This is a genomic window from Pseudomonas sp. C32 (assembly GCF_030417915.1).
Taxonomy (GTDB): Bacteria; Pseudomonadota; Gammaproteobacteria; order Pseudomonadales; family Pseudomonadaceae; genus Aquipseudomonas.
The window spans coordinates 116828-136159 of sequence record NZ_JAUHUK010000017.1 but is presented as its reverse complement, the minus strand read 5'-3'; the positions used below and the strand labels follow the sequence as shown (position 1 = coordinate 136159).

Genomic DNA, 19332 nt, shown 5'->3' with positions numbered 1-19332 from the left:
TGCCACTTTCCTTGCGCCCAAATGTAGGTGATATCGCCGCACCAGACTTGATTGGGCACTGGCACGTCGAACTCGCGGTTCAATGTGTTCGGGATTTCCAGTCTTTCTACTGTCGCTCGTTTGTAGGCATGGGAGCCGGGTTGTTTGCTGACTAAATCAAGCTCGCGCATCAAGCTACGCACTTTGAATCGACCGAGTTGCTCACCGTCTTCACGCATCAGCGACAGGATGCTGCGACTGCCCGCAGAGCTGCGACTTTGCGAGAACAGCTCACTGACGCGACTACGCAATCGAAGCCGTTCAACATCGGGCGTGCGGCGCCGCAGGCGCTGGGCGTAGTAACACGAGCGAGTGGCGTCAAACACCTTGCACAGCCAATCAACCGGCTCATGTGCGCTCAACTGGTCAATCAGCGCGAACGCTCGTGATCTTCCGACATCAAGAGCGCGGTAGCCTTTTTTAGTATAGATTTCTCTCGCTCAAGCCGGGCAATCCGGGCTTCCAACTCCTGAATTTTTTGCTGTTCCGGAGTCAGTGCCTTGCTCTGCGGGGTGACGCCTTTATGTTCTTTCTGAATCTGGTCAACCCAGCGGCGCAATGCCGACTCACCAATGCCGAGTGAACGGCTGGCTTCGATGTAGCTGTAGTTTTGCTTGAGCACAAGGTCGGCAGCCTCGCGCTTGAATTCAGGAGTAAAGGAGCGGCGTTGTTTGGTCATCTGACACCTCGATCTGGCGAGCATTCTCGCCTAAATGGGTGTCCGGTTTCATTAGACCACTACAGAGTCAACGACGTCATCTGAATTGGGAGCGCATTGCTACGCTGACCAGACTATGAATCCATATCGTCGAAAGGGAAGGAAGGCTTACTTAACCAGCGGTGACGATTTCGGTCGTTTGTATTATAGGTTTGGCTTAGAATTTGGCCTATCTGGCTGGGGATGAGCCTAGGAATCTGTCTGATGTACACCCTATAAAGCGCGAAGACCCCATTTTAGGTTGACCGACGATTTACGCTAGCGGGTCCCCCCCCCGCTATCATTATTTATTTCAGTTAAACGGAGCAAGCTGATGTGGTGGAAAGGCATATGGATAGAGTAAGAGCTTTCTTGCTGGCGCTGCCTCGGCGGCAAAAAAGGCTGATCCAGGTCCTTATGGACGTGCTACTAGTCTGGGGTGCGCTATGGCTGGCCTTCATCGTCCGCCTAGGCATCGACGACATGTACAACCCGCTCAGAGCTCACTTCTGGCTCTTCATCTGCGCCCCGATAATCGCTATCCCGCTTTTCATCCGCTTCGGCATGTACCGCGCTGTCATGCGCTATTTTGGCAACGATGCCCTGATTGCAATCGTCAAGGCGGTTAGCCTGTCATCGCTGATTCTGGTCGTCGTCGTCTATTGGTACAGTAATCACCAGGCCGTAGTGCCGCGCTCCATCATTTTTAACTATTGGTGGCTCAGCATGGTGATCATCGGCGGCTTGCGCCTGTGCATGCGACAATACTTCATGGGCGACTGGTTCACTGCCGCGCAGCACGTGCCATTCACTAGTCGTGACGATGGCTTGACCAAGGTTGCCATCTATGGCGCCGGTGTCGCCGGAAACCAGCTTGTGGCGGCACTACGCATGGGCCGGGTGATGCGCCCAGTGGCCTTTATCGACGACGACGAAAGTATCGCAAATCGCTCTATCTCAGGGCTCCAGGTCTACAAACCCAAGCACATTCAACAAATGATCGACGTCACCGGCGCCCAGGAAATCCTCTTGGCCCTGCCGTCATCTACTCGTGCACGCCGCCGGGAAATTCTTAATCTATTGGAAGATTTCCCGCTTCACATTCGAAGCGTTCCAAACTTCACCGATCTCGCCAGCGGGCGGGTAAAGGTCGAAGATATCCAGGAAGTTGATATTGCTGACCTGTTGGGCCGTGACTCCGTGCCGGCGCAACCAGATTTGCTCTCGCGTTGTATCAAAGGCAAGACTGTGATGGTCACTGGCGCTGGAGGCTCGATCGGTTCTGAGCTTTGCCGACAGATTTTCCTGTTAGGGCCGACCACACTTCTGTTGTTCGATCACAGCGAGTTCAACCTCTACAGCATCCTCTCGGAGTTGGAGCAACGCGGCATTCGTGAGTCGGTATCGATCAAGTTGTTGCCGATACTTGGTTCCATCCGCCACCCGCACAAGCTGCTGGATGTCATGAAGACCTGGGGAGTGGACACGGTCTACCACGCCGCTGCTTACAAACATGTGCCAATGGTAGAGCACAACATCGCCGAAGGCGTGCTGAACAATGTGATCGGAACGCTGAATACAGCCCAGGCGGCATTGCAGTCCGGCGTTTCCAACTTTGTGCTGATCTCCACTGACAAGGCCGTTCGTCCCACCAATGTCATGGGCAGCACCAAGCGCCTCGCCGAACTGACCCTACAAGCCCTGAGCCGTGAAATTGCCCCCGTTTTGTTCGGCGACAAGGCCAATGTTTCCCGAGTCAACAAAACCCGTTTCACAATGGTTCGGTTTGGCAATGTGCTGGGTTCGTCGGGTTCCGTGATCCCGCTCTTCCATAGCCAGATTAAATCTGGTGGCCCTTTGACAGTCACACACCCCAAAATCACCCGCTATTTCATGACCATCCCCGAAGCCGCGCAGTTGGTGATCCAGGCAGGTTCCATGGGGCAGGGCGGTGATGTGTTCGTTCTGGACATGGGGGAGCCGGTAAAAATTGTCGAACTGGCGGAGAGGATGATTCATCTTTCCGGGTTGAGCATCCGTTCGGAGAAGAATCCGCAAGGGGATATCTCGATCGAATTTACCGGTCTTCGCCCGGGCGAGAAGCTCTATGAGGAGTTGCTGATCGGTGACAACGTAGCGGCCACGCAGCACCCGATGATTATGACCGCCAACGAAGACCATCTACCCTGGGACTTACTCAAACCCCGTTTAACGGAGTTGCTGAATGCCGTTGAGCAGGACGATTACTCCCGCGTCCGCCAAATCCTGCGCGAAACCGTCAGCGGCTACACACCCGATGGCGAGATCGTCGACTGGATCTACCAGCAACGCCGTCTCGAGCCCTGATTGTTTCACATCCTGTAACGGACACATTTTTGACAGTTCCATCTCATAGCCTAAGTTTGGAAGGCAGCTTCGGAAAAGCTGCTTTCTAAAAACGATGTCATGGAGCTTCAATTATGCGTACTGGCTATTTCTACTCTCTGGTTTTTGCCCTGCTCACCAGCGCTTCTGTTGCCACCATCGCCGCGCCGGCGGCGAAACCCGAATCTACCAGCCCACCTCTGACCCTGGAGGTTGCCCCAAAGGCGCAGTCTGGTAAAGTCGATCTCAATGCAGCCGATGCCCCGACACTGCAGCGCGAGTTGATGGGTATCGGAGAGACCAAAGCCAAGGCGATTGTTGCTTATCGTGAAAGTAATGGGCCATTTTCATCCGTAGACGAACTGCTGGAAGTGAAGGGGATAGGTAAAGCGATTCTGGACAAAAACCGTGAAAAACTTCATGTGAACTAAGCTTGTAACTCAACGCCAGGGGCCGGTCATTGACCGGCCTTTTTTGCTTGTGCGCCAGGCATGGCGCGTTGCGCGTTAGCGCAACCAGCTTGGCTGTGGTGGCCTCGCTGGTGACTTGGAGGTAAAAGTCCTCTACACACCCGGCAAGGGGAAGTGTTAGCCAGAGGCAAGGGTGTCGTGGGTGACTGCGAATCTGAAGGAAGCCCGAGGCAAAATGCTGGCCTGACGAACAGGAAGCGGATAGAGGCGGCGCAGCGGGGTAAGATGTATCCTCAAAGCCCAATACTTGCACGGAACGCTGCGACGTAGATCCGACAGGCATAAGCAGGAAGGTCGCGTGAATTACCCTGGGAGATCTGCACGTTTGCCACTGTGCTACCGAGCGTCGAGAGACGGCGGGATGAACGTGCAGAAGTCAGCCGAAGCCTTAGTAAGTGGCGATCAACCGCGCCACCAAGGGCCGAACAAGTTATGCCGCCAGTAGGCGTCAAAGTCTCGTTGAATACCGAAATGCAGAAATTTCTGTCAGCCGTCATCCTCGGACTCTGTCCGGGACTTGGAGTCACAGTCTTCTCTGGGGGGGCAGCAACAAGGGCGCACTGGGTGCCGATGGCATGACGGTCGACCAATTGGCGGGCTACGTGAAACAGTATTGGCCGATTCTCAAGACTCGGTTGCTGGCCGACGAGTATCACCCGCAAGCTGTGCGCGCCGTCGACATCCCCAAACCTAAAGGCGGAACACGGCAACTGGGTATTCCCTGCGTTGCGGATCGCCTGATCCAACAGGCTCTACTGCAACAGCTCACGCCGATCTTCGATCCACTGTTCTCGGACTACAGCTACGGTTTTCGTCCGGGTAGAAGCGCTCATCAAGCCATCGAAACTGCCCGCGCCCATGTGGCGGCGGGTCACCGCTGGTGTGTGATACTCGATCTGGAGAAGTTCTTTGATCGGGTCAACCACGATGTATTGATGGCGTACATCAAGCGTCAAGTCGAAGACAAGCGGGTGCTCACGCTGATCCGTCGCTATCTCGAAGCGGGAACGATGTCAGGTGGGCTCGTCAGTCGACGGCAGGAAGGGACGCCGCAAGGCGGCCCGCTGTCGCCGTTGCTGTCGAACATCCTGCTCAACGAACTCGACTGCGAGCTGGAACGGCGGGGTCATCGTTTCGTGCGCTATGCCGATGACGCGAACATCTATGTGCGCAGTCGTCGTGCTGGTGAGCGAGTGATGGCAGGCGTCGAGCGCTTCCTGAATCAGCGCCTGAAACTGACGCTGAATCGTGAAAAGAGCCGGATCGCCAGACCTTGGATGTGTGATTACTTGGGTTACGGGATGAGCTGGCATCATCAGCCGAGGCTGAGAGTGACGACGGCGAGCCTGGGTCGCTTGCGCGACCGGCTCAGAGACCTGCTGCGCGGCGCGCGGGGTCACAAGATGGCGAATGTTATCGAGCGGGTAAACCCTGTGCTGCGTGGGTGGGCAGGCTACTTCAAGCTAAGTCAGAGCAGACGGCCACTTGAGGAAATTGACGGCTGGGTGCGTCGTAAGCTTCGCTGCGCCTTCTGGCGTCAATGGAAGCAGCACTCAACGAGGGCGCACAACTAGATGCGCTTGGGGCTCAGCGAGCAACGCGCCTAAAAATCAGCCTTCAAGGGTCGCGGCCCATGGTGGAGTTCGAGCGCATCTCATCTGAATCAGGTGTTGCCGAAGAAGCTGTGGGACCAACTTGGGCTAGTCTCGGGACTGGAAACGATAAACCGGCTTAATCGCATATCTTGAACCGCCGTATACGGATCCGTACGTGCGGTGGTGCGAGAGGACGGCAGATGTAAATCCGCCTCCTACTCGATCTGGCGAGTGGCGTTTCCTCCCAGAATCCCAGGCATCTAGATGTGTGAACAACACGCACCTTTCGTCGGCGCCACTAAAATTACGGCTATCATATTAATGATGGATTATGCCTATAATAAAACCGCCATCGACACTGCGCCGGGTTTTTCAGACGCAGGTCATTCATGAGTCAATTCCAGGAGTACCGTCATGAACGCTGTCCAATCCCAGGGTACCGCCCTCGTCACTGGCGCTTCATCGGGCATCGGGGCGATTTACGCAGAGCGTTTGGCTGCCCGCGGCTTTGATTTGTTGTTGGTCGCTCGCGATCAGGATCGCCTGGAAGCCGCTGCCGGCAAGTTGCGCGTCGAACATGGGGTTCAGGTGGAAGTGCTCAGGGCCGATCTGACGCAAAGCGAGGATGTTCTGAAGCTGGAGCAACGGTTACGCAGTGATTCGAGTATCAGCCTGTTGCTCAACAACGCGGGCGTCGCGGCGGACGGGTTACTGGCCAATGCCGATCTGGATCAGATGGAACGCTTGATTCAGTTGAACGTCACAACTGTCACGCGGCTTGCCTCTGCAGCCGCAGCGAGTTTTGCCAAGGCGGGGCGAGGGACGATTATCAATATCGCTTCAGTCGTGGCGCTCTTTCCCGAGCGCTTCAACGCTACTTACAGCGCGAGCAAGGCGTACGTCCTGAGCCTGACTCAATCGTTGAACGCGGAGCTGGATGGCACGGGTGTCAGGGTTCAAGCGGTTTTGCCAGGTGTCACGCGCACGGAGATCTGGGAACGCTCTGGTATCGACGCTTCACAGATTCCAGCGGAGATGGTCATGGACGCGGGGGAGATGGTCGATGCGGCGTTGTCGGGCCTGGATCAGGGGGAGTTGGTCACGATTCCTTCGTTGCCGGATGTGGCCGATTGGGATGCTTTTGTGGCCGCGCGCCATGTTTTGGCGCCGAACCTTTCCAAAAGCAAAGCGGCCCCACGTTACAAGTGAGGCGCCATTCAATGGGTTTGAGGTGTGAGCGGTATGAGTGATCGTCGAGTGGTTGTAACGGGGATGGGTCTGGTCTCTCCCTTGGGCAGTGGCGTTGAAGCCGTCTGGGCGCGTCTGTTGGCGGGACGTTCAGGTCTGCGAAACTTGCCTGACGACGTGGTTGCCGATTTGCCGGCCAAGGTCGGCGGCGTGGTGCCGACGCTGGCAGAGGATGCCGAGGCGGGTTTCGACCCGGACCTCGCGACGTCGCCCAAAGAACAGAAAAAAATGGATCGATTCATTCTGTTCGCCATGGAAGCGGCGCGTCAGGCGCTGGAACAGGCGGGCTGGAAGGCGCTGGATGCCGAGGGTCAGGAGCGCACCGCGACCATTATCGGTTCCGGTGTCGGTGGTTTCGGCGCGATTGCGGACGCCGTACGCACAACGGACAGCCGTGGGCCGCGACGTTTGTCACCTTTCACGATTCCTTCATTTCTGGTCAATCTTGCCGCTGGCCATGTCTCGATCGAGCATGGTTTCAAAGGCCCCTTGGGTGCGCCGGTCACGGCGTGCGCGGCCGGTGTGCAGGCGATTGGCGATGCTGCCCGCTTGATTCGTGCCGGTGAGGCAGACATCGCTGTGTGTGGCGGTGCGGAAGCGGCGATTGATCGGGTCAGCCTGGCCGGGTTCGCGGCGGCTCGTGCCCTGTCGAGCGGCTACAACGAAACCCCGGAGCGTGCCTCTCGACCCTTCGACAGCGCACGTGATGGCTTTGTGATGGGCGAGGGTGCGGGCTTGTTGGTGATTGAATCTCTGGATCACGCGCTGGCCCGCGGTGCGCTGCCGCTCGCAGAATTGGTCGGGTACGGCACCAGTGCCGACGCCTATCATCTGACGGCCGGACCTGAAGATGGCAGCGGCGCTCGCCGGGCGATGTCGCTGGCGTTGGCTCAGGCCGGAGTCACGCCGGCGCAGGTGCAGCATCTCAATGCCCATGCAACGTCGACACCGGTGGGGGATCTCGGCGAGTTGGCGGCCATCAAGTCGTTGTTTGGTTCAGACAACAAGATTGCTGTCACGTCGACCAAATCGGCGACTGGTCATTTGCTCGGCGCAGCAGGCGGGATTGAGGCGATCTTCACGTTGTTGGCCATTCGCGATCAGATCGTTCCGGCCACGCTCAATCTCGATAACCCCGACCCTGCGGCTGAAGGTGTTGACATTGTTCATGGCAAACCGCGGCCTATGGCCATCGAGTACGCCCTGTCCAATGGCTTCGGATTCGGCGGGGTGAACGCCAGCGTTTTATTCAAGCGTTGGCAGGGTTAATCCTGTGGCTGTTTGAGATGGTCGCGGGCGACGTCGAGTATTCGTTGCGCAAACTCGACGTCGGCAACGCTGCGCGATAGCAGTAAAGCGCCGACCAGTGTCGACATGATGACGACGCTGCGATCGGCGGCATTGTCTCCTTTGAGGGTGCTTTCGATCTGCTCAAGGCGGGCCTTGAGCACCACATCGCTGGTCGGGCTGGGTTGACCGCGCAACCCCAGCTCCGAAGAAATGGTCAGCAGCGGGCAGCCTTCATGGGGTGAAGTCTGGTGCCATTCGGAGAGGTACGTGTCGATAAAGGTTTCGAGGGGATGTTCCTCGGAGAAGATTTGCGCGCACAAGCCGTCGACTTGCTCGCCGGCTTCTTGCAGTGCCTTTTCTACCAGTTCGTCCTTGGACTTGAAGTGCGAGTAAAAACCACCGTGGGTCAAGCCCAGTGCTTTCATCAAAGGTTGCAGGCCGGTCGCACCGATACCGTCGCGTCGAAATCGCGCGGAAGCTTCCTTGATAATGCGTTTGTGGGTCTGGGCTTTATGGTCCTGCGAGTAACGCATTTGATATCTCCACATCAATGCGCAACATATTAACCAATGAAAATTGGATGGTGACTGTACTTCTACTTCTAAAAAGCATGCAGATGCTTCGATCTTGATCCAAACCGGTCATGAGAGTGACACGAACGGTGATTCCGACCGGATGATAAAAGGCTCGATCCGCCCGAAAACCGGCTGATAAAAGGCAGCAGGGGCTGAGGATTGGATATGGCCATGCACACGTGTAAAAAAACAAACCCCGCCAATGTTGACGGGGCTTTTTTCTGTCAGCGGTCCTGCGCTTCCTTGGCGTCCATTTCCGCATTGCGTTCGGCGACGCGTTTACGTTGCTCTTCGGTCAGTTCGACTTTGTTGGCCGTGTCGCGCAGCAGCAACAAGCCACCCACGATCGAGCCAATGGCAACGACCAGAATTAACCAGGCATACCAGGGCATAGGACTCTCCTTGAAGGCAGGTGGGCGAGGGTTCGCCAACCGATCGTGCATATCGTTTTGAGTGATGGGGTTTCACCGCAGTTCCATCGCTATCACCCCATTCTATGCCGGTTGTTCAAGGTTCACTCGAACGCTTTAGACATCGTGGATCAGGAAAAAACCTCTGCCTCTTTGAAGTACGCCGCTGCCAGGTCTTTTGCCGACAGTTGCGGTGCTTCGCTCAGTTGCCAGTCGATAGCCAGGTCCGGGTCATCCCAACGGATGCTGCGTTCGGCGGATGGGGTGTAGTAGTCGGTGGTCTTGTAGAGGAATTCGGCAAAATCACTCAGCACTACGAAACCGTGGGCGAAACCTGCCGGCACCCATAGCTGACGATGGTTCTCGGCAGACAGGCGCACAGCGACCCATTTGCCGAAATGCGGCGAGCTGCGACGGATATCAACGGCAACGTCGAGGACTTCACCGACGGTGACACGAACCAATTTGCCTTGAGTGTTTTCCAGCTGGTAGTGCAGGCCGCGCAATACGCCTTTTTGCGAGCGCGAATGATTGTCCTGGACGAATTGTGTGTTCAGGCCAGTCGCCTCTTCAAAAGCCTTGGCATTGAAGCTTTCATAAAAGAAGCCTCGCTCATCACCAAATACCTTCGGTTCGATGATCAGAACACCGGGCAGATCAGTGGTGATTACATTCATGGGTGATTCTCCAGCGATGGGCTCAATGGTCGACATTCTTGCGCAAAGTGCGCACCGAAGCGAGTGATGGCTCGGCTTCTCACTCTTTACGCCTTCTTTATGCCACGTCCCCATCCCCGATCTCGCGCCTTTACACCCTCCCTCCCGACAATGACCCCACACGCGGCAATACGCCGTAACAGGGAGAACTTCCATGAGCGTTCTGGACGGGGTGTCGCTGCTGCTGGCAGTGGGGCTGTTCATTTATCTGTTGGTTGCGCTGTTGCGCGCGGACCGGAACTAGGAGCGGCTATGCACAGTTATGATTATTGGCTGATCCTCGCATTTTTCGCGGTGGTATTGGTTCCGGCACCGTTTCTCGGGCGCTTCTACTACAAGGTCATGGAAGGTCAGCGCACCTGGCTGACGCCGATCCTGGGGCCGGTGGAGCGCGGCTGTTATCGGGTGGCTGGGGTTGATCCGCAGGCCGAACAGAGTTGGCAGAAGTACACGCTGGCCTTGCTCGCATTCAACCTTGCAGGCTTCTTGCTGTTGTTCTCGGTCCTGTTGTTCCAGGGTTACTTGCCGCTCAATCCGCAACATCTGCCGGGTCAGGAATGGACGCTCGCGTTCAACACCGCGGTCAGTTTCATGACCAACACCAACTGGCAGGGCTACAGCGGTGAAGCATCCCTGAGCTATCTGAGCCAGATGATCGGTCTCACCGTGCAGAACTTCGTCAGCGCAGCCACCGGGCTCGCGGTTCTGGTTGCGTTGTGCCGCGGTATCGGGCGCAAGTCGACCAAAACCCTGGGCAATTTCTGGGTCGACATGACCCGCGCCACCCTCTATGGCTTGTTGCCGCTGTGCCTGCTGCTGGCGCTGTACCTGGTGTGGCAGGGCGTGCCGCAAACCTTCGCGCAGTATGTGAATGCGCTGACGATGCAGGGCGTCGATCAGGTGATTCCGCTTGGTCCGGCCGCGAGCCAGATTGCGATCAAGCAACTGGGCACCAACGGTGGCGGTTTCTTCGGCGTGAACTCGGCGCATCCGTTCGAGAACCCGACGGCGTGGAGCAACTTGTTCGAAGTCGCTTCGATCATTCTGATCCCCGTGGCGCTGGTGTTCACCTTCGGCCATTACGTGAAAGACCTGCGTCAGAGCCGCGCAATCATCGCCTGCATGCTGGCGCTGTTCCTGATTGGCGGTGCGACGTCGCTGTGGGCTGAGTATCAACCGAATCCGACCTTGAACAACGCCGCCGTCGAGCAGACAGCGCCGCTGGAAGGCAAGGAAGCGCGCTTTGGCACCACCGCCACCGTGCTGTGGTCGGTGACCACCACGGCGGCCTCCAATGGTTCGGTCAACGGCATGCACGACAGCCTCAGCCCGCTGAGCGGCATGGTGGCGATGGTCAACATGATGGTCGGCGAAGTGATCTTCGGCGGCGTCGGTGCCGGGCTCTACGGCATGTTGCTCAACGTGTTGATCGCGGTGTTCCTCGCCGGCCTGATGATTGGCCGCACGCCGGAATACCTCGGCAAAAAACTGCAAGCCAGGGAAGTGCAACTGCTGGTGCTGACCCTGATGGTCATGCCGATTGGCGTGCTGGTGCTCGGTGCGATTGCCGCCAGCCTGCCGGGACCGGTGGCCTCAGTAAGCAACCCCGGCGCCCATGGTTTCAGTCAGTTGCTCTACGCCTACACCTCGGCCAGCGCCAACAACGGTTCTGCGTTCGGTGGCTTTGGCGCCAACACGCCGTTCCACAACTTGATGCTGGGGTTGGGCATGTTGATCGGCCGCTTCGGTTACATCCTCCCGGTTCTGGCATTGGCCGGCAGCCTGGCGATGAAGAAAACCGCCCCGATCGGTCAGAACAGCTTCCCGACCCACGGCCCGCTGTTTGTGACTTTGTTGACTATGACCATTTTGCTGGTGGGCGGACTGACATTCCTGCCGACCCTGGCGCTGGGCCCTATCGCTGAACATCTGAGCATGGGCTTCTGAGGACTGGACGATGAATATGCCTGCAATCAAACCGGTAGCCGTGAAGGCATCGGAGCAACCCAAAACCGCGATCTCGGCCCTGTGGCGTCCGGCGCTGGTGCAAGCCTTCGTCAAGCTCGACCCGCGGCAACTCAAGCGTGCGCCGGTGATGTTGGTGGTCGAGCTGACCGCGATCCTGACCACCGTGTTGTGCTTTATTCCCGACGCGGACGTACCGACCTTCGTCGCCGCGCAAATCGCCGTGTGGCTGTGGTTCACCGTGTTGTTCGCCAACTTCGCCGAAGCCTTGGCCGAAGGTCGTGGCAAAGCCCGCGCCGACAGTCTCAAGGCCGGTAGCGAAGGCCTCAGCGCCCGTTGCAAAACCGCTAACGGCAGTTTTCAAATGGTGCCTGCCGCCAACCTGCGCAAAGGCGATGTGGTGCGCGTCGAAGCGGGGGAGATGATCCCCGGTGACGGCGAAGTGATCGAAGGTATTGCGGCGGTCAACGAAGCGGCGATCACCGGTGAATCTGCGCCAGTGATCCGCGAGTCCGGCGGTGACCGTTCCGCCGTCACCGGCAACACGCGGCTGGTCTCGGACTGGCTGCTGGTGAAGATTACGACCAACCCTGGTGAGTCGACCCTGGATCGCATGATCGCCCTGGTCGAAGGCGCCAAACGCCAGAAAACCCCGAACGAAGTGGCGCTCGATATCCTGCTGATCGGCCTGACCCTGATCTTCCTGTTGGTGGTCGTCACCCTGCAACCGTTCGCCCATTTCGCCAATGGCAGCCTGCCGCTGGTGTTTCTGGTAGCACTGTTGGTGACACTGATTCCGACCACCATCGGTGGTCTGTTGTCGGCCATTGGTATCGCCGGGATGGACCGCCTGGTGCGCCTGAACGTGATTGCCAAATCCGGCCGGGCGGTAGAAGCGGCGGGGGATGTGCACGTTCTGCTGTTGGACAAGACCGGCACCATCACCTTTGGTAACCGTCGTTGTTCAGCGGTATATGCCGCGCCCGGTGTGACCGCGAAAGACCTGGCCGAAGGTGCGCTGTTCGCCTCGCTGGCCGACGACACTGCTGAAGGTAAATCCATCGTCGAATATCTGCGCGGGCTTCATCCGCAACCTGAACCCTCCGCCGACATGCTGACGGCGGTGCCGTTCAGTGCCGAGACTCGGTTGTCCGGGGTCGACTATCAGGGCCGAATTTATCGCAAAGGCGCAGTGGATTCGCTGCTGGCGTTCGTCGGCCTGAAACGCGCCGACCTGGCCCCGGCGCTGTCCCGGGAAATCGACAAGATCGCCCAGAGCGGCGGCACCCCGTTGCTGGTCTGTGCCGACGGCAAATTGCTCGGTGCGATTCACCTGAAAGACGTGGTCAAACCCGGCATTCGCGAGCGTTTTGCCGAGCTGCGCAAACTGGGGATTCGCACGGTCATGGTCACCGGTGACAACCCGTTGACTGCCGCCGCCATTGCCGCCGAAGCAGGCGTGGATGACGTGCTGGCCGAGGCCACACCGGAGAAAAAACTGGCGCGCATCCGTCACGAACAGAATGACGGTCGTCTGGTGGCGATGTGCGGCGACGGCGCCAACGACGCCCCGGCACTGGCTCAGGCGGACGTCGGCATGGCGATGAACGACGGTACGCAAGCGGCGCGTGAAGCGGCGAACATGGTCGATCTCGACAGCGATCCGACCAAGCTGTTGGACGTGGTGCAGATCGGCAAGGAACTGCTGGTGACCCGCGGTGCATTGACGACGTTTTCCATCGCCAACGACGTGGCCAAATACTTCGCGATTTTGCCGGCGCTGTTTGCCGTGATTTACCCGCAACTGGGGGTGCTCAACGTCATGCACCTGAGCAGTCCGCAGAGCGCGATTCTCTCGGCGATTGTGTTCAACGCCTTGATCATCGTGGTGTTGATTCCGTTGGCACTGCGCGGTGTGCGGGTACAGGCGGCGAGTGCGGCGGCGTTGTTGCGACGCAATCTGCTGATCTACGGGCTGGGCGGGATTCTGGTGCCGTTCGTGGGCATCAAGGCCATCGACATGCTGTTGACGGCGTTGCATCTGGTTTAGCGATACCTGGTGGTGGAGGTTTTTGTGGCGAGGGAGCTTGCTCCCGCTGGGCTGCGAAGCGGCCCCGCCTCAGACGACCGAGTTTTTTCAGGACACCGGCTTGGCGACTGCTGCGCAGTCGAACGGGAGCAAGCTCCCTCGCCACAGGTGATGTTTATACCTTCCGAGTGATGAATTTTTCGAGGATTTTGAAATGTCCACATTGATACGCCCGGCCCTGAGCCTGTTGGTCCTGATGACCCTGATCACCGGCGTTGCCTATCCTTTGGTTGTCACCGGTGTGGCGCAGGTTGCCTTCCCGGATCAGGCCAATGGCAGTCTCGTTCGCGATGCCGAGGGCAAGGTGCGAGGTTCGTCGTTGATTGCCCAGGATTTCGTCGGTGATGCGTGGTTCCATCCGCGGCCATCGGCGGGTGCCTTTGCTACCGTGTCGAGCAGCGCCAGCAACCTGGCGCCCAGCAATCCGGCGCTGGCCACCCGCGTGATTGACGAAGCCAATAAATTGCAGGTGCCAGGCCAGGGACCGGTGCCGCTGGCGCTGGTCACCACGTCCGGCAGCGGGCTTGATCCGCACTTGCCACCGGCCGCAATTGCCTATCAACTGGCGCGTGTTGCGGCGGCGCGCAATCTGCCGGTGGCGACCGTGCAAAACCTGCTGGACGCGCACATCGAGCAGCCTCTTGTGGGCCCGCCAGTGGTGAATGTGCTTGAGTTGAATCGGGCGCTGGAAAATCTGTAGATCAAAAGATCGCAGCAATCTCTCAAGTCAAATCAAACAAGGCAATGATCAATGAGCGACTCCGGCCGCGCCGACGCGCTGTTAGCAGACCTGCCCCGCGATGGCCGTGGCCGGCTCAAGGTTTTCCTGGGGGCTGCGCCGGGTGTTGGCAAGACCTACGCCATGTTGCAATCGGCCCACACCCAATTGCGCCAAGGCGTGAAAATCATCGCCGGCGTCGTCGAAACCCATGGCCGTACCGAAACCGAAGCGCTGCTGAGCGGTCTGCCGCAGCAGCCTTTGGTGCGCTCGGAATACCGTGGCGTGATGCTGGAGGAAATGGACCTCGACGGTCTGCTGGCGGCTAAGCCGAAACTGGTGCTGGTAGATGAGTTGGCCCACACCAACGCCCCCGGCAGTCGTCACGAAAAACGCTGGCAGGACATTCAGGAACTGCTCGCCGCCGGCATTGACGTGTACACCACGGTCAACGTCCAGCACCTGGAAAGTCTCAACGACCAGGTGCGCGGCATCACCGGCGTGCAGGTTCGCGAAACCTTGCCCGACTGGGTGCTGCAAGAAGCTTATGAGTTGCTGCTGATCGACTTGCCACCACGTGAGCTGCTTGAGCGTCTGCGCGATGGCAAGGTCTATGTGCCGGAACAGGCGCGGGCGGCCATCGACGCGTTTTTCTCCCAAACCAATCTGACTGCTTTGCGCGAACTGGCGATGCAAACCGCAGCGGCTCAGGTCGATAACGATCTGGCCCAGGGTTATCGCCAACTCGGGCAAGCCGCGCCAGCCGTGCGCGGACGTTTATTGGTGGGCGTCGACGGCGATGCCCAGGCTGAGCGGCTGGTGCGTCACGCCAGTCGAGTGGCCCAGCGTCGTCATCTGCCGTGGAGTCTGGTGCACGTCGACAACGGCAGCGTGCGAGACGAGCAATCGCGTCTGCGCCTGCAAAGTGCCCAGCAATTGGCTGAACGTTTGGGCGGGGAGGTGGTGCTGCTGCGAGCGGGTGAGGTGGCGAAAACCTTGATCCAGCATGCCGTCGAACGTCGCGCCAGCCTGGTGCTGGTCGGCCAGTCCCGACCACGTCTGCGTCGTCGATTGTTCGGCGGTGGTCTGGCGGCGCGCCTGCTGCGCAATGCGCGCGGCCTGGAAATCAACGTCCTCGACTGTGACCATGAACAGCATCCACCTCGCCAACGTTCAATGCAGTCGCTGGTGTGGTTCGACTATGCCCTGGCGGTGGCCGCAACTGTTTTAGCCAGCGCCTTGGCGTGGGCGGTGGTGAGTGTGTTGCCGCTGCCGAATATCTCACTGGTGTTCCTTGCCGCGGTCCTGCTGGTGGCGGTGCGCAGCAGTCTCGGCCCGGCACTGGTGTGTGCGGCGCTGTCGTTTTTGACTTATGACTTCCTGTTCATTCCGCCGAATTTTTCTTTCAGCATCCAGCGTGAAGAAGACGTGCTGACCTTGCTGTTTTTCCTGTTGATGGCGGCGCTTACCGGCAATCTTGCCGCGCGTCAGCGGCGGCAATTGCAGGTTCTGCGCGACACCCAGGAAGAGACCACCGAACTGCTCGGCCTGTCGCGCAAACTCACCGCCGCCACCGATCGTCAGGCCGTGATCAGCGCCGCAGCCCAGCACCTCAATGGCTGGAGCGATCTGCAACTGTGCCTGCTCAATCGCGATGGTCAAAACAGCTGGAAAGTCGAAACCGGTGGCCCGCTGGAATTTTCTGAAGCGGAACGTGCGGCCGCCGATTGGGCCTGGCAACACGATCAACCGGCCGGCGTCGGCACCGGCACCTTGCCGTTCGGGCGTTGGTGGTGGTGGCCATTGTCGGTCGAGGACGGTCCGTTGGCATTGCTCGGTGTCTGCGCCAAAGAGGGCCAGACCCTCACGGGCCAGCGTCGACGCTTATTGACCGCTTTGAGTCAGCCATTGGCCCAGGCGCTGGCCCGCGCGCAGCTGGCCGACGACCTTGAGGCCGCACGGCTGCACGGCGAAACCGAACAACTGCGCAGTGCTTTGCTGGCCTCGGTGTCCCACGATTTACGCACACCGCTGACCTCGATGCGCGGCAGCATCGACAGTCTGCTAGCGCTTGGCGAGGCGATTCCATTGGAGGACCGCCGTGAATTGCTCGAAGGCACTCGTGATGAAGCCGAGCGTCTGGACCGCTATATTCAAAACCTGTTGGACATGACCCGCCTCGGTCATGGCGCCCTGAAACTCTCGCGAGACTGGGTGTCGCCGGCCGATATCGTCGGCAGTGCACTCAATCGCCTGCGCGCAGTTCTGTCTTCGTTGCAGGTCAGCACGGATGTGCCCGCCGAGTTGCCGCTGCTGTATGTGCATGCCGCACTCATCGAACAGGCCCTGGTCAACGTGCTGGAAAATGCCGCACGCTTCTCGCCATCCCGCGGCCGTCTGCAATTGTGTGCCGGGGCCGACGAAAAGGAGCTGTTCTTCTCGGTCAGCGACGAAGGGCCGGGGATTCCGGAAGCGGAGAGGGCGAAGATTTTCGACATGTTCTACACCGCTGCCCGTGGCGATCGTGGCGGGCAGGGCACCGGGCTGGGGCTGGCGATCTGTCAGGGCATGGTCGGTGCCCATGGTGGGCGCATCAGTGTTGCGGACGGCATCGAGGGGCGCGGCACCTGCATCACCTTGCACCTGCCGTTGCAGGCTCAGCCGGGATATGAAAGTGAAGCCTGATCGTGCATGCGCTACTCTCTTGCCTCTTCTACGTGTTGATGTGAATTCATGAGCCAGACTGCGACCATTTTGGTCATCGACGACGAGCCGCAGATCCGCAAATTCCTGCGCATCAGCCTCGTTTCCCAAGGCTACAAAGTGCTGGAGGCCGGCACCGGCAGCGAAGGCCTGGCGCAGGCCGCGCTGAACAAACCGGACCTGCTGGTGCTCGACCTCGGTTTGCCGGACATGGACGGCCAACAGGTGCTGCGCGAATTTCGTGAATGGTCGACGGTGCCGGTGTTGGTGCTTTCGGTGCGCGCCGGTGAAGGGCAGAAAGTCGATGCCCTCGATGGTGGTGCCAATGACTATGTGACCAAGCCGTTTGGCATTCAGGAATTTCTGGCACGGATTCGCGCGTTATTGCGTCAGGCCCCGATGGGCGAGCCCCAGCAAGCCGCACTGAGTTTTGGCCCGCTGACGGTCGACCTGGCGTATCGCCGGGTGTTGCTGGACGGTGTCGAAGTGGCATTGACCCGCAAGGAATACGCCGTGCTGGCGCAACTGACACGGCATCCCGGGCGGGTCATCACCCAGCAGCAACTGCTCAAGGACATCTGGGGGCCGACCCACACCGAAGACACCCATTACCTGCGGATTGTGGTCGGCCATTTGCGCCAGAAACTGGGGGACGACCCGACTCAGCCACGGTTTATCGTGACCGAAGCGGGGGTGGGGTATCGGTTGTTGGGTGAGGCCAGCCTTTAGTTTTGTGCTGAATGATCGTGCCTCATCGCGAGCAGGCTCGCTCCTACATTGGATTTTGGGCAGACACAAATTTTGTGAACACCGAAAATTTACTGTAGGAGCGAGCCTGCTCGCGATGAGGCCCTCACAATCAATCGAGCATTTCAGCCATCGCGATTCTGCTCATTTTCATACCGATCCATCGTATCCCGCGCAATCTCCCGCCCCAGCGCGATCAGTTCCGGCGCCTTGTAGAATTCGAAAAACCGGCAGACCCGCTTCGGTACGTTGATCAGGATGTCCGGCGGATAACCGGCAATCTTGTACTGCGCGAGCGACGTTTGCATCACCTCGAAGCTCTGGTTGATCAAGTCCAGCAGCGACGCCGGCCCGACGTTATCGATGATGAATGAGCCGGTGGCGGATCGTGGCGCACCTGAGGATTCAGGCGCGGCGGCCGGTTGCTGGGCTTCGGGCTCGGCGGACTCGATCCAGGAATTGATATTCGCGCTCTGGGCCCTCAAGGCCTCCTGTTCCAGAATCAACAGTTGTTCGGCCTGTTTGCGCCGGAACGGCATCTTCGAACCCAGAGAATTGATCAGGCTGTCGAAGCGCGACCTGAACGCGGCGGGTCGCTGGATCACCGGCAGTTGGTAGTGGCGCTGGTTGGTGGAGTTGAGGTTGACCGCGATGATCAAGTCGCAGTGGCTCGACACCACCGGCACGATCGGCAGCGGGTTCAGAATACCGCCGTCCACCAGCATGCGATTACCCTGCATGACCGGCGTGAACAGGCTGGGAATCGCCGCCGAGGCGCGCATGGCCTGATGCAGGCAACCTTCCTGAAACCAGATTTCCTGCTGGTTGGTGAGGTCGGCGGCGACCGCCGTGTAGGGAATGCGCAGGTCTTCGATGTTGATCTCGCCGACGATCTTGCGGATCTGGCCGAAGACTTTTTCACCGCGTATCGCCCCCAAACGAAAACTGACGTCTACCAGCCGCAACACATCGAGATAGTCCAGGCTCTCGATCCAGTCGCGATAATCATTGAGTTTGCCGGCGGCGTAGATCCCGCCCACCACGGCGCCCATGGAGCAACCGGCGATGCAGGCGATGTCGTAACCGCGCCGTTCAATTTCTTCGATAACACCAATATGCGCATATCCCCGGGCTCCACCCGAGCCCAGCACCAGTGCGACACGCTTTTTCATGAATCGCCCTCGTATGACCAGGTTCAACAATGCACCCATCGAGGGGCGCGCTTCAATCGCAAAAGTCGTTCGTAGCGGCGAAGGCGTCGTATTTTCGACACTCCATGGTGGCACAGGGTTGTCCTCAGCAGCGCTATAGTGAGCGCAGCAGACCAACGGCACTTTTTAAGCGCCGGACCGTCTTACCTGCATGATTGTTGACCTATCTTTGAGGTGTGAGTGATGAAAGCCTGGATCTGTGTACCGCTGATTGCCCTGGCGCTTGCCGGTTGTGCCGGTAAAACCGCCTACCGAGACAGCTGCGGTAGCCAACTCGACGCCGCGTGGCGTGAGCTGGACCTGGCCAAGGCCGAGGGTTTCGCCGGGACTGTCAGCTACTCCAAAGCCTTGTCACTGTTGACCGCGGCCAAGACTCAACAGCAATTCGAAGGGTTCGAAGGTTGCAGCCAAAAAGCCGAGAAGGCCCGTTTCTATATTCGTGAGTCCCGCGCCGGGCGATGAAGCGATCCGGCTTGCCGGTGGGAGTACATTGAG

15 protein-coding genes and 2 pseudogenes are annotated in these 19332 nt (G+C 58.9%); 12 read left to right on the top strand and 5 right to left on the bottom strand.

Features of this window, described 5'->3' with window-relative positions; all coding sequences use genetic code 11:
• Nucleotides 1–718, bottom strand: a pseudogene (locus QYH43_RS19830) (IS3 family transposase); the annotation flags it as partial.
• A gap of 369 nt (nt 719–1087) precedes the next feature.
• Here QYH43_RS19830 and QYH43_RS19825 point away from each other — a divergent pair.
• The 5 genes and pseudogenes from QYH43_RS19825 to fabF all read left to right on the top strand — a co-directional run bounded on the left by QYH43_RS19825 (nt 1088) and on the right by fabF (nt 7682).
• A complete protein-coding gene (locus QYH43_RS19825; RefSeq protein WP_301157880.1) occupies nt 1088–3082 on the top strand; it encodes a nucleoside-diphosphate sugar epimerase/dehydratase in 1995 nt (664 codons plus the stop codon).
• A 113-nt stretch (nt 3083–3195) separates the two neighbouring features.
• A complete protein-coding gene (locus QYH43_RS19820; protein WP_301157879.1) occupies nt 3196–3531 on the top strand; it encodes a helix-hairpin-helix domain-containing protein in 336 nt (111 codons plus the stop codon).
• Nucleotides 3532–4115: 584 nt separating this feature from the next.
• Nucleotides 4116–5318, top strand: a pseudogene (gene ltrA / locus QYH43_RS19815) (group II intron reverse transcriptase/maturase); the annotation flags it as partial.
• A gap of 261 nt (nt 5319–5579) precedes the next feature.
• The gene (locus QYH43_RS19810) at nt 5580–6374 is read left to right on the top strand and encodes an SDR family oxidoreductase (protein WP_301157878.1); all 795 of its coding nucleotides are present in this window, start codon (nt 5580–5582) and stop codon (nt 6372–6374) included.
• Between the two features lie 33 nt (nt 6375–6407).
• The gene (gene fabF, locus QYH43_RS19805) at nt 6408–7682 is read left to right on the top strand and encodes a beta-ketoacyl-ACP synthase II (RefSeq protein ID WP_301157877.1); all 1275 of its coding nucleotides are present in this window, start codon (nt 6408–6410) and stop codon (nt 7680–7682) included.
• Here fabF and QYH43_RS19800 read toward each other — a convergent pair.
• The 3 genes from QYH43_RS19800 to rfbC form a co-directional block, all read right to left on the bottom strand.
• Nucleotides 7679–8236, bottom strand: a complete 558-nt coding sequence (locus QYH43_RS19800) for a TetR/AcrR family transcriptional regulator (protein ID WP_301157876.1) — start codon at nt 8234–8236, stop codon at nt 7679–7681. The genes fabF and QYH43_RS19800 overlap by 4 nt on opposite strands.
• 266 nt (nt 8237–8502) lie before the next feature.
• Nucleotides 8503–8670 (bottom strand): DUF2897 family protein, encoded by a 168-nt coding sequence (locus QYH43_RS19795; protein WP_095056703.1) that lies wholly within the window; start codon nt 8668–8670, stop codon nt 8503–8505.
• A gap of 149 nt (nt 8671–8819) precedes the next feature.
• Nucleotides 8820–9365, bottom strand: a complete 546-nt coding sequence (rfbC, locus tag QYH43_RS19790; protein ID WP_301157875.1) for a dTDP-4-dehydrorhamnose 3,5-epimerase — start codon at nt 9363–9365, stop codon at nt 8820–8822.
• Between the two features lie 193 nt (nt 9366–9558).
• On the opposite strand from rfbC, the gene kdpF reads away from it, so the two are divergent.
• The 6 genes from kdpF to QYH43_RS19760 all read left to right on the top strand — a co-directional run bounded on the left by kdpF (nt 9559) and on the right by QYH43_RS19760 (nt 17608).
• Nucleotides 9559–9648, top strand: a complete 90-nt coding sequence (kdpF, locus tag QYH43_RS19785) for a K(+)-transporting ATPase subunit F (protein WP_007899818.1) — start codon at nt 9559–9561, stop codon at nt 9646–9648.
• Between the two features lie 8 nt (nt 9649–9656).
• Nucleotides 9657–11351, top strand: coding sequence for a potassium-transporting ATPase subunit KdpA (kdpA, locus tag QYH43_RS19780; protein ID WP_301157874.1), 1695 nt, complete (start codon nt 9657–9659; stop codon nt 11349–11351).
• A gap of 10 nt (nt 11352–11361) precedes the next feature.
• The gene (gene kdpB, locus QYH43_RS19775; protein ID WP_301157873.1) at nt 11362–13419 is read left to right on the top strand and encodes a potassium-transporting ATPase subunit KdpB; all 2058 of its coding nucleotides are present in this window, start codon (nt 11362–11364) and stop codon (nt 13417–13419) included.
• A 193-nt stretch (nt 13420–13612) separates the two neighbouring features.
• Nucleotides 13613–14158: a potassium-transporting ATPase subunit KdpC gene (gene kdpC, locus QYH43_RS19770; RefSeq protein WP_301157872.1), complete on the top strand. Its 546-nt coding sequence runs from the start codon at nt 13613–13615 to the stop codon at nt 14156–14158.
• Nucleotides 14159–14209: 51 nt separating this feature from the next.
• On the top strand, nt 14210–16861 hold the full coding sequence (locus QYH43_RS19765; protein WP_301157871.1) for a sensor histidine kinase KdpD: 2652 nt from the start codon (nt 14210–14212) through the stop codon (nt 16859–16861).
• A gap of 48 nt (nt 16862–16909) precedes the next feature.
• Nucleotides 16910–17608, top strand: a complete 699-nt coding sequence (locus QYH43_RS19760) for a response regulator (protein WP_095056709.1) — start codon at nt 16910–16912, stop codon at nt 17606–17608.
• A 143-nt stretch (nt 17609–17751) separates the two neighbouring features.
• Here the strand turns inward: QYH43_RS19760 and QYH43_RS19755 are convergent, their stop codons facing one another.
• A complete protein-coding gene (locus QYH43_RS19755; RefSeq protein ID WP_301157870.1) occupies nt 17752–18798 on the bottom strand; it encodes a patatin-like phospholipase family protein in 1047 nt (348 codons plus the stop codon).
• A gap of 222 nt (nt 18799–19020) precedes the next feature.
• Here QYH43_RS19755 and QYH43_RS19750 point away from each other — a divergent pair, with 222 nt between their 5' ends.
• The gene (locus QYH43_RS19750; protein ID WP_095056711.1) at nt 19021–19299 is read left to right on the top strand and encodes a hypothetical protein; all 279 of its coding nucleotides are present in this window, start codon (nt 19021–19023) and stop codon (nt 19297–19299) included.
• Nucleotides 19300–19332 lie beyond the last annotated feature (33 nt).

Coding starts and splice junctions, on each gene's coding strand:
- QYH43_RS19825 (WP_301157880.1), top strand. CDS start 1,088: ATGGATAGAGTAAGAGCTTTCTTGCTGGCGCTGCCTCGGCGGCAAAAA.
- QYH43_RS19820 (WP_301157879.1), top strand. CDS start 3,196: ATGCGTACTGGCTATTTCTACTCTCTGGTTTTTGCCCTGCTCACCAGC.
- QYH43_RS19810 (WP_301157878.1), top strand. CDS start 5,580: ATGAACGCTGTCCAATCCCAGGGTACCGCCCTCGTCACTGGCGCTTCA.
- fabF (WP_301157877.1), top strand. CDS start 6,408: ATGAGTGATCGTCGAGTGGTTGTAACGGGGATGGGTCTGGTCTCTCCC.
- QYH43_RS19800 (WP_301157876.1), bottom strand. CDS start 8,236: ATGCGTTACTCGCAGGACCATAAAGCCCAGACCCACAAACGCATTATC.
- QYH43_RS19795 (WP_095056703.1), bottom strand. CDS start 8,670: ATGCCCTGGTATGCCTGGTTAATTCTGGTCGTTGCCATTGGCTCGATC.
- rfbC (WP_301157875.1), bottom strand. CDS start 9,365: ATGAATGTAATCACCACTGATCTGCCCGGTGTTCTGATCATCGAACCG.
- kdpF (WP_007899818.1), top strand. CDS start 9,559: ATGAGCGTTCTGGACGGGGTGTCGCTGCTGCTGGCAGTGGGGCTGTTC.
- kdpA (WP_301157874.1), top strand. CDS start 9,657: ATGCACAGTTATGATTATTGGCTGATCCTCGCATTTTTCGCGGTGGTA.
- kdpB (WP_301157873.1), top strand. CDS start 11,362: ATGAATATGCCTGCAATCAAACCGGTAGCCGTGAAGGCATCGGAGCAA.
- kdpC (WP_301157872.1), top strand. CDS start 13,613: ATGTCCACATTGATACGCCCGGCCCTGAGCCTGTTGGTCCTGATGACC.
- QYH43_RS19765 (WP_301157871.1), top strand. CDS start 14,210: ATGAGCGACTCCGGCCGCGCCGACGCGCTGTTAGCAGACCTGCCCCGC.
- QYH43_RS19760 (WP_095056709.1), top strand. CDS start 16,910: ATGAGCCAGACTGCGACCATTTTGGTCATCGACGACGAGCCGCAGATC.
- QYH43_RS19755 (WP_301157870.1), bottom strand. CDS start 18,798: ATGAAAAAGCGTGTCGCACTGGTGCTGGGCTCGGGTGGAGCCCGGGGA.
- QYH43_RS19750 (WP_095056711.1), top strand. CDS start 19,021: ATGAAAGCCTGGATCTGTGTACCGCTGATTGCCCTGGCGCTTGCCGGT.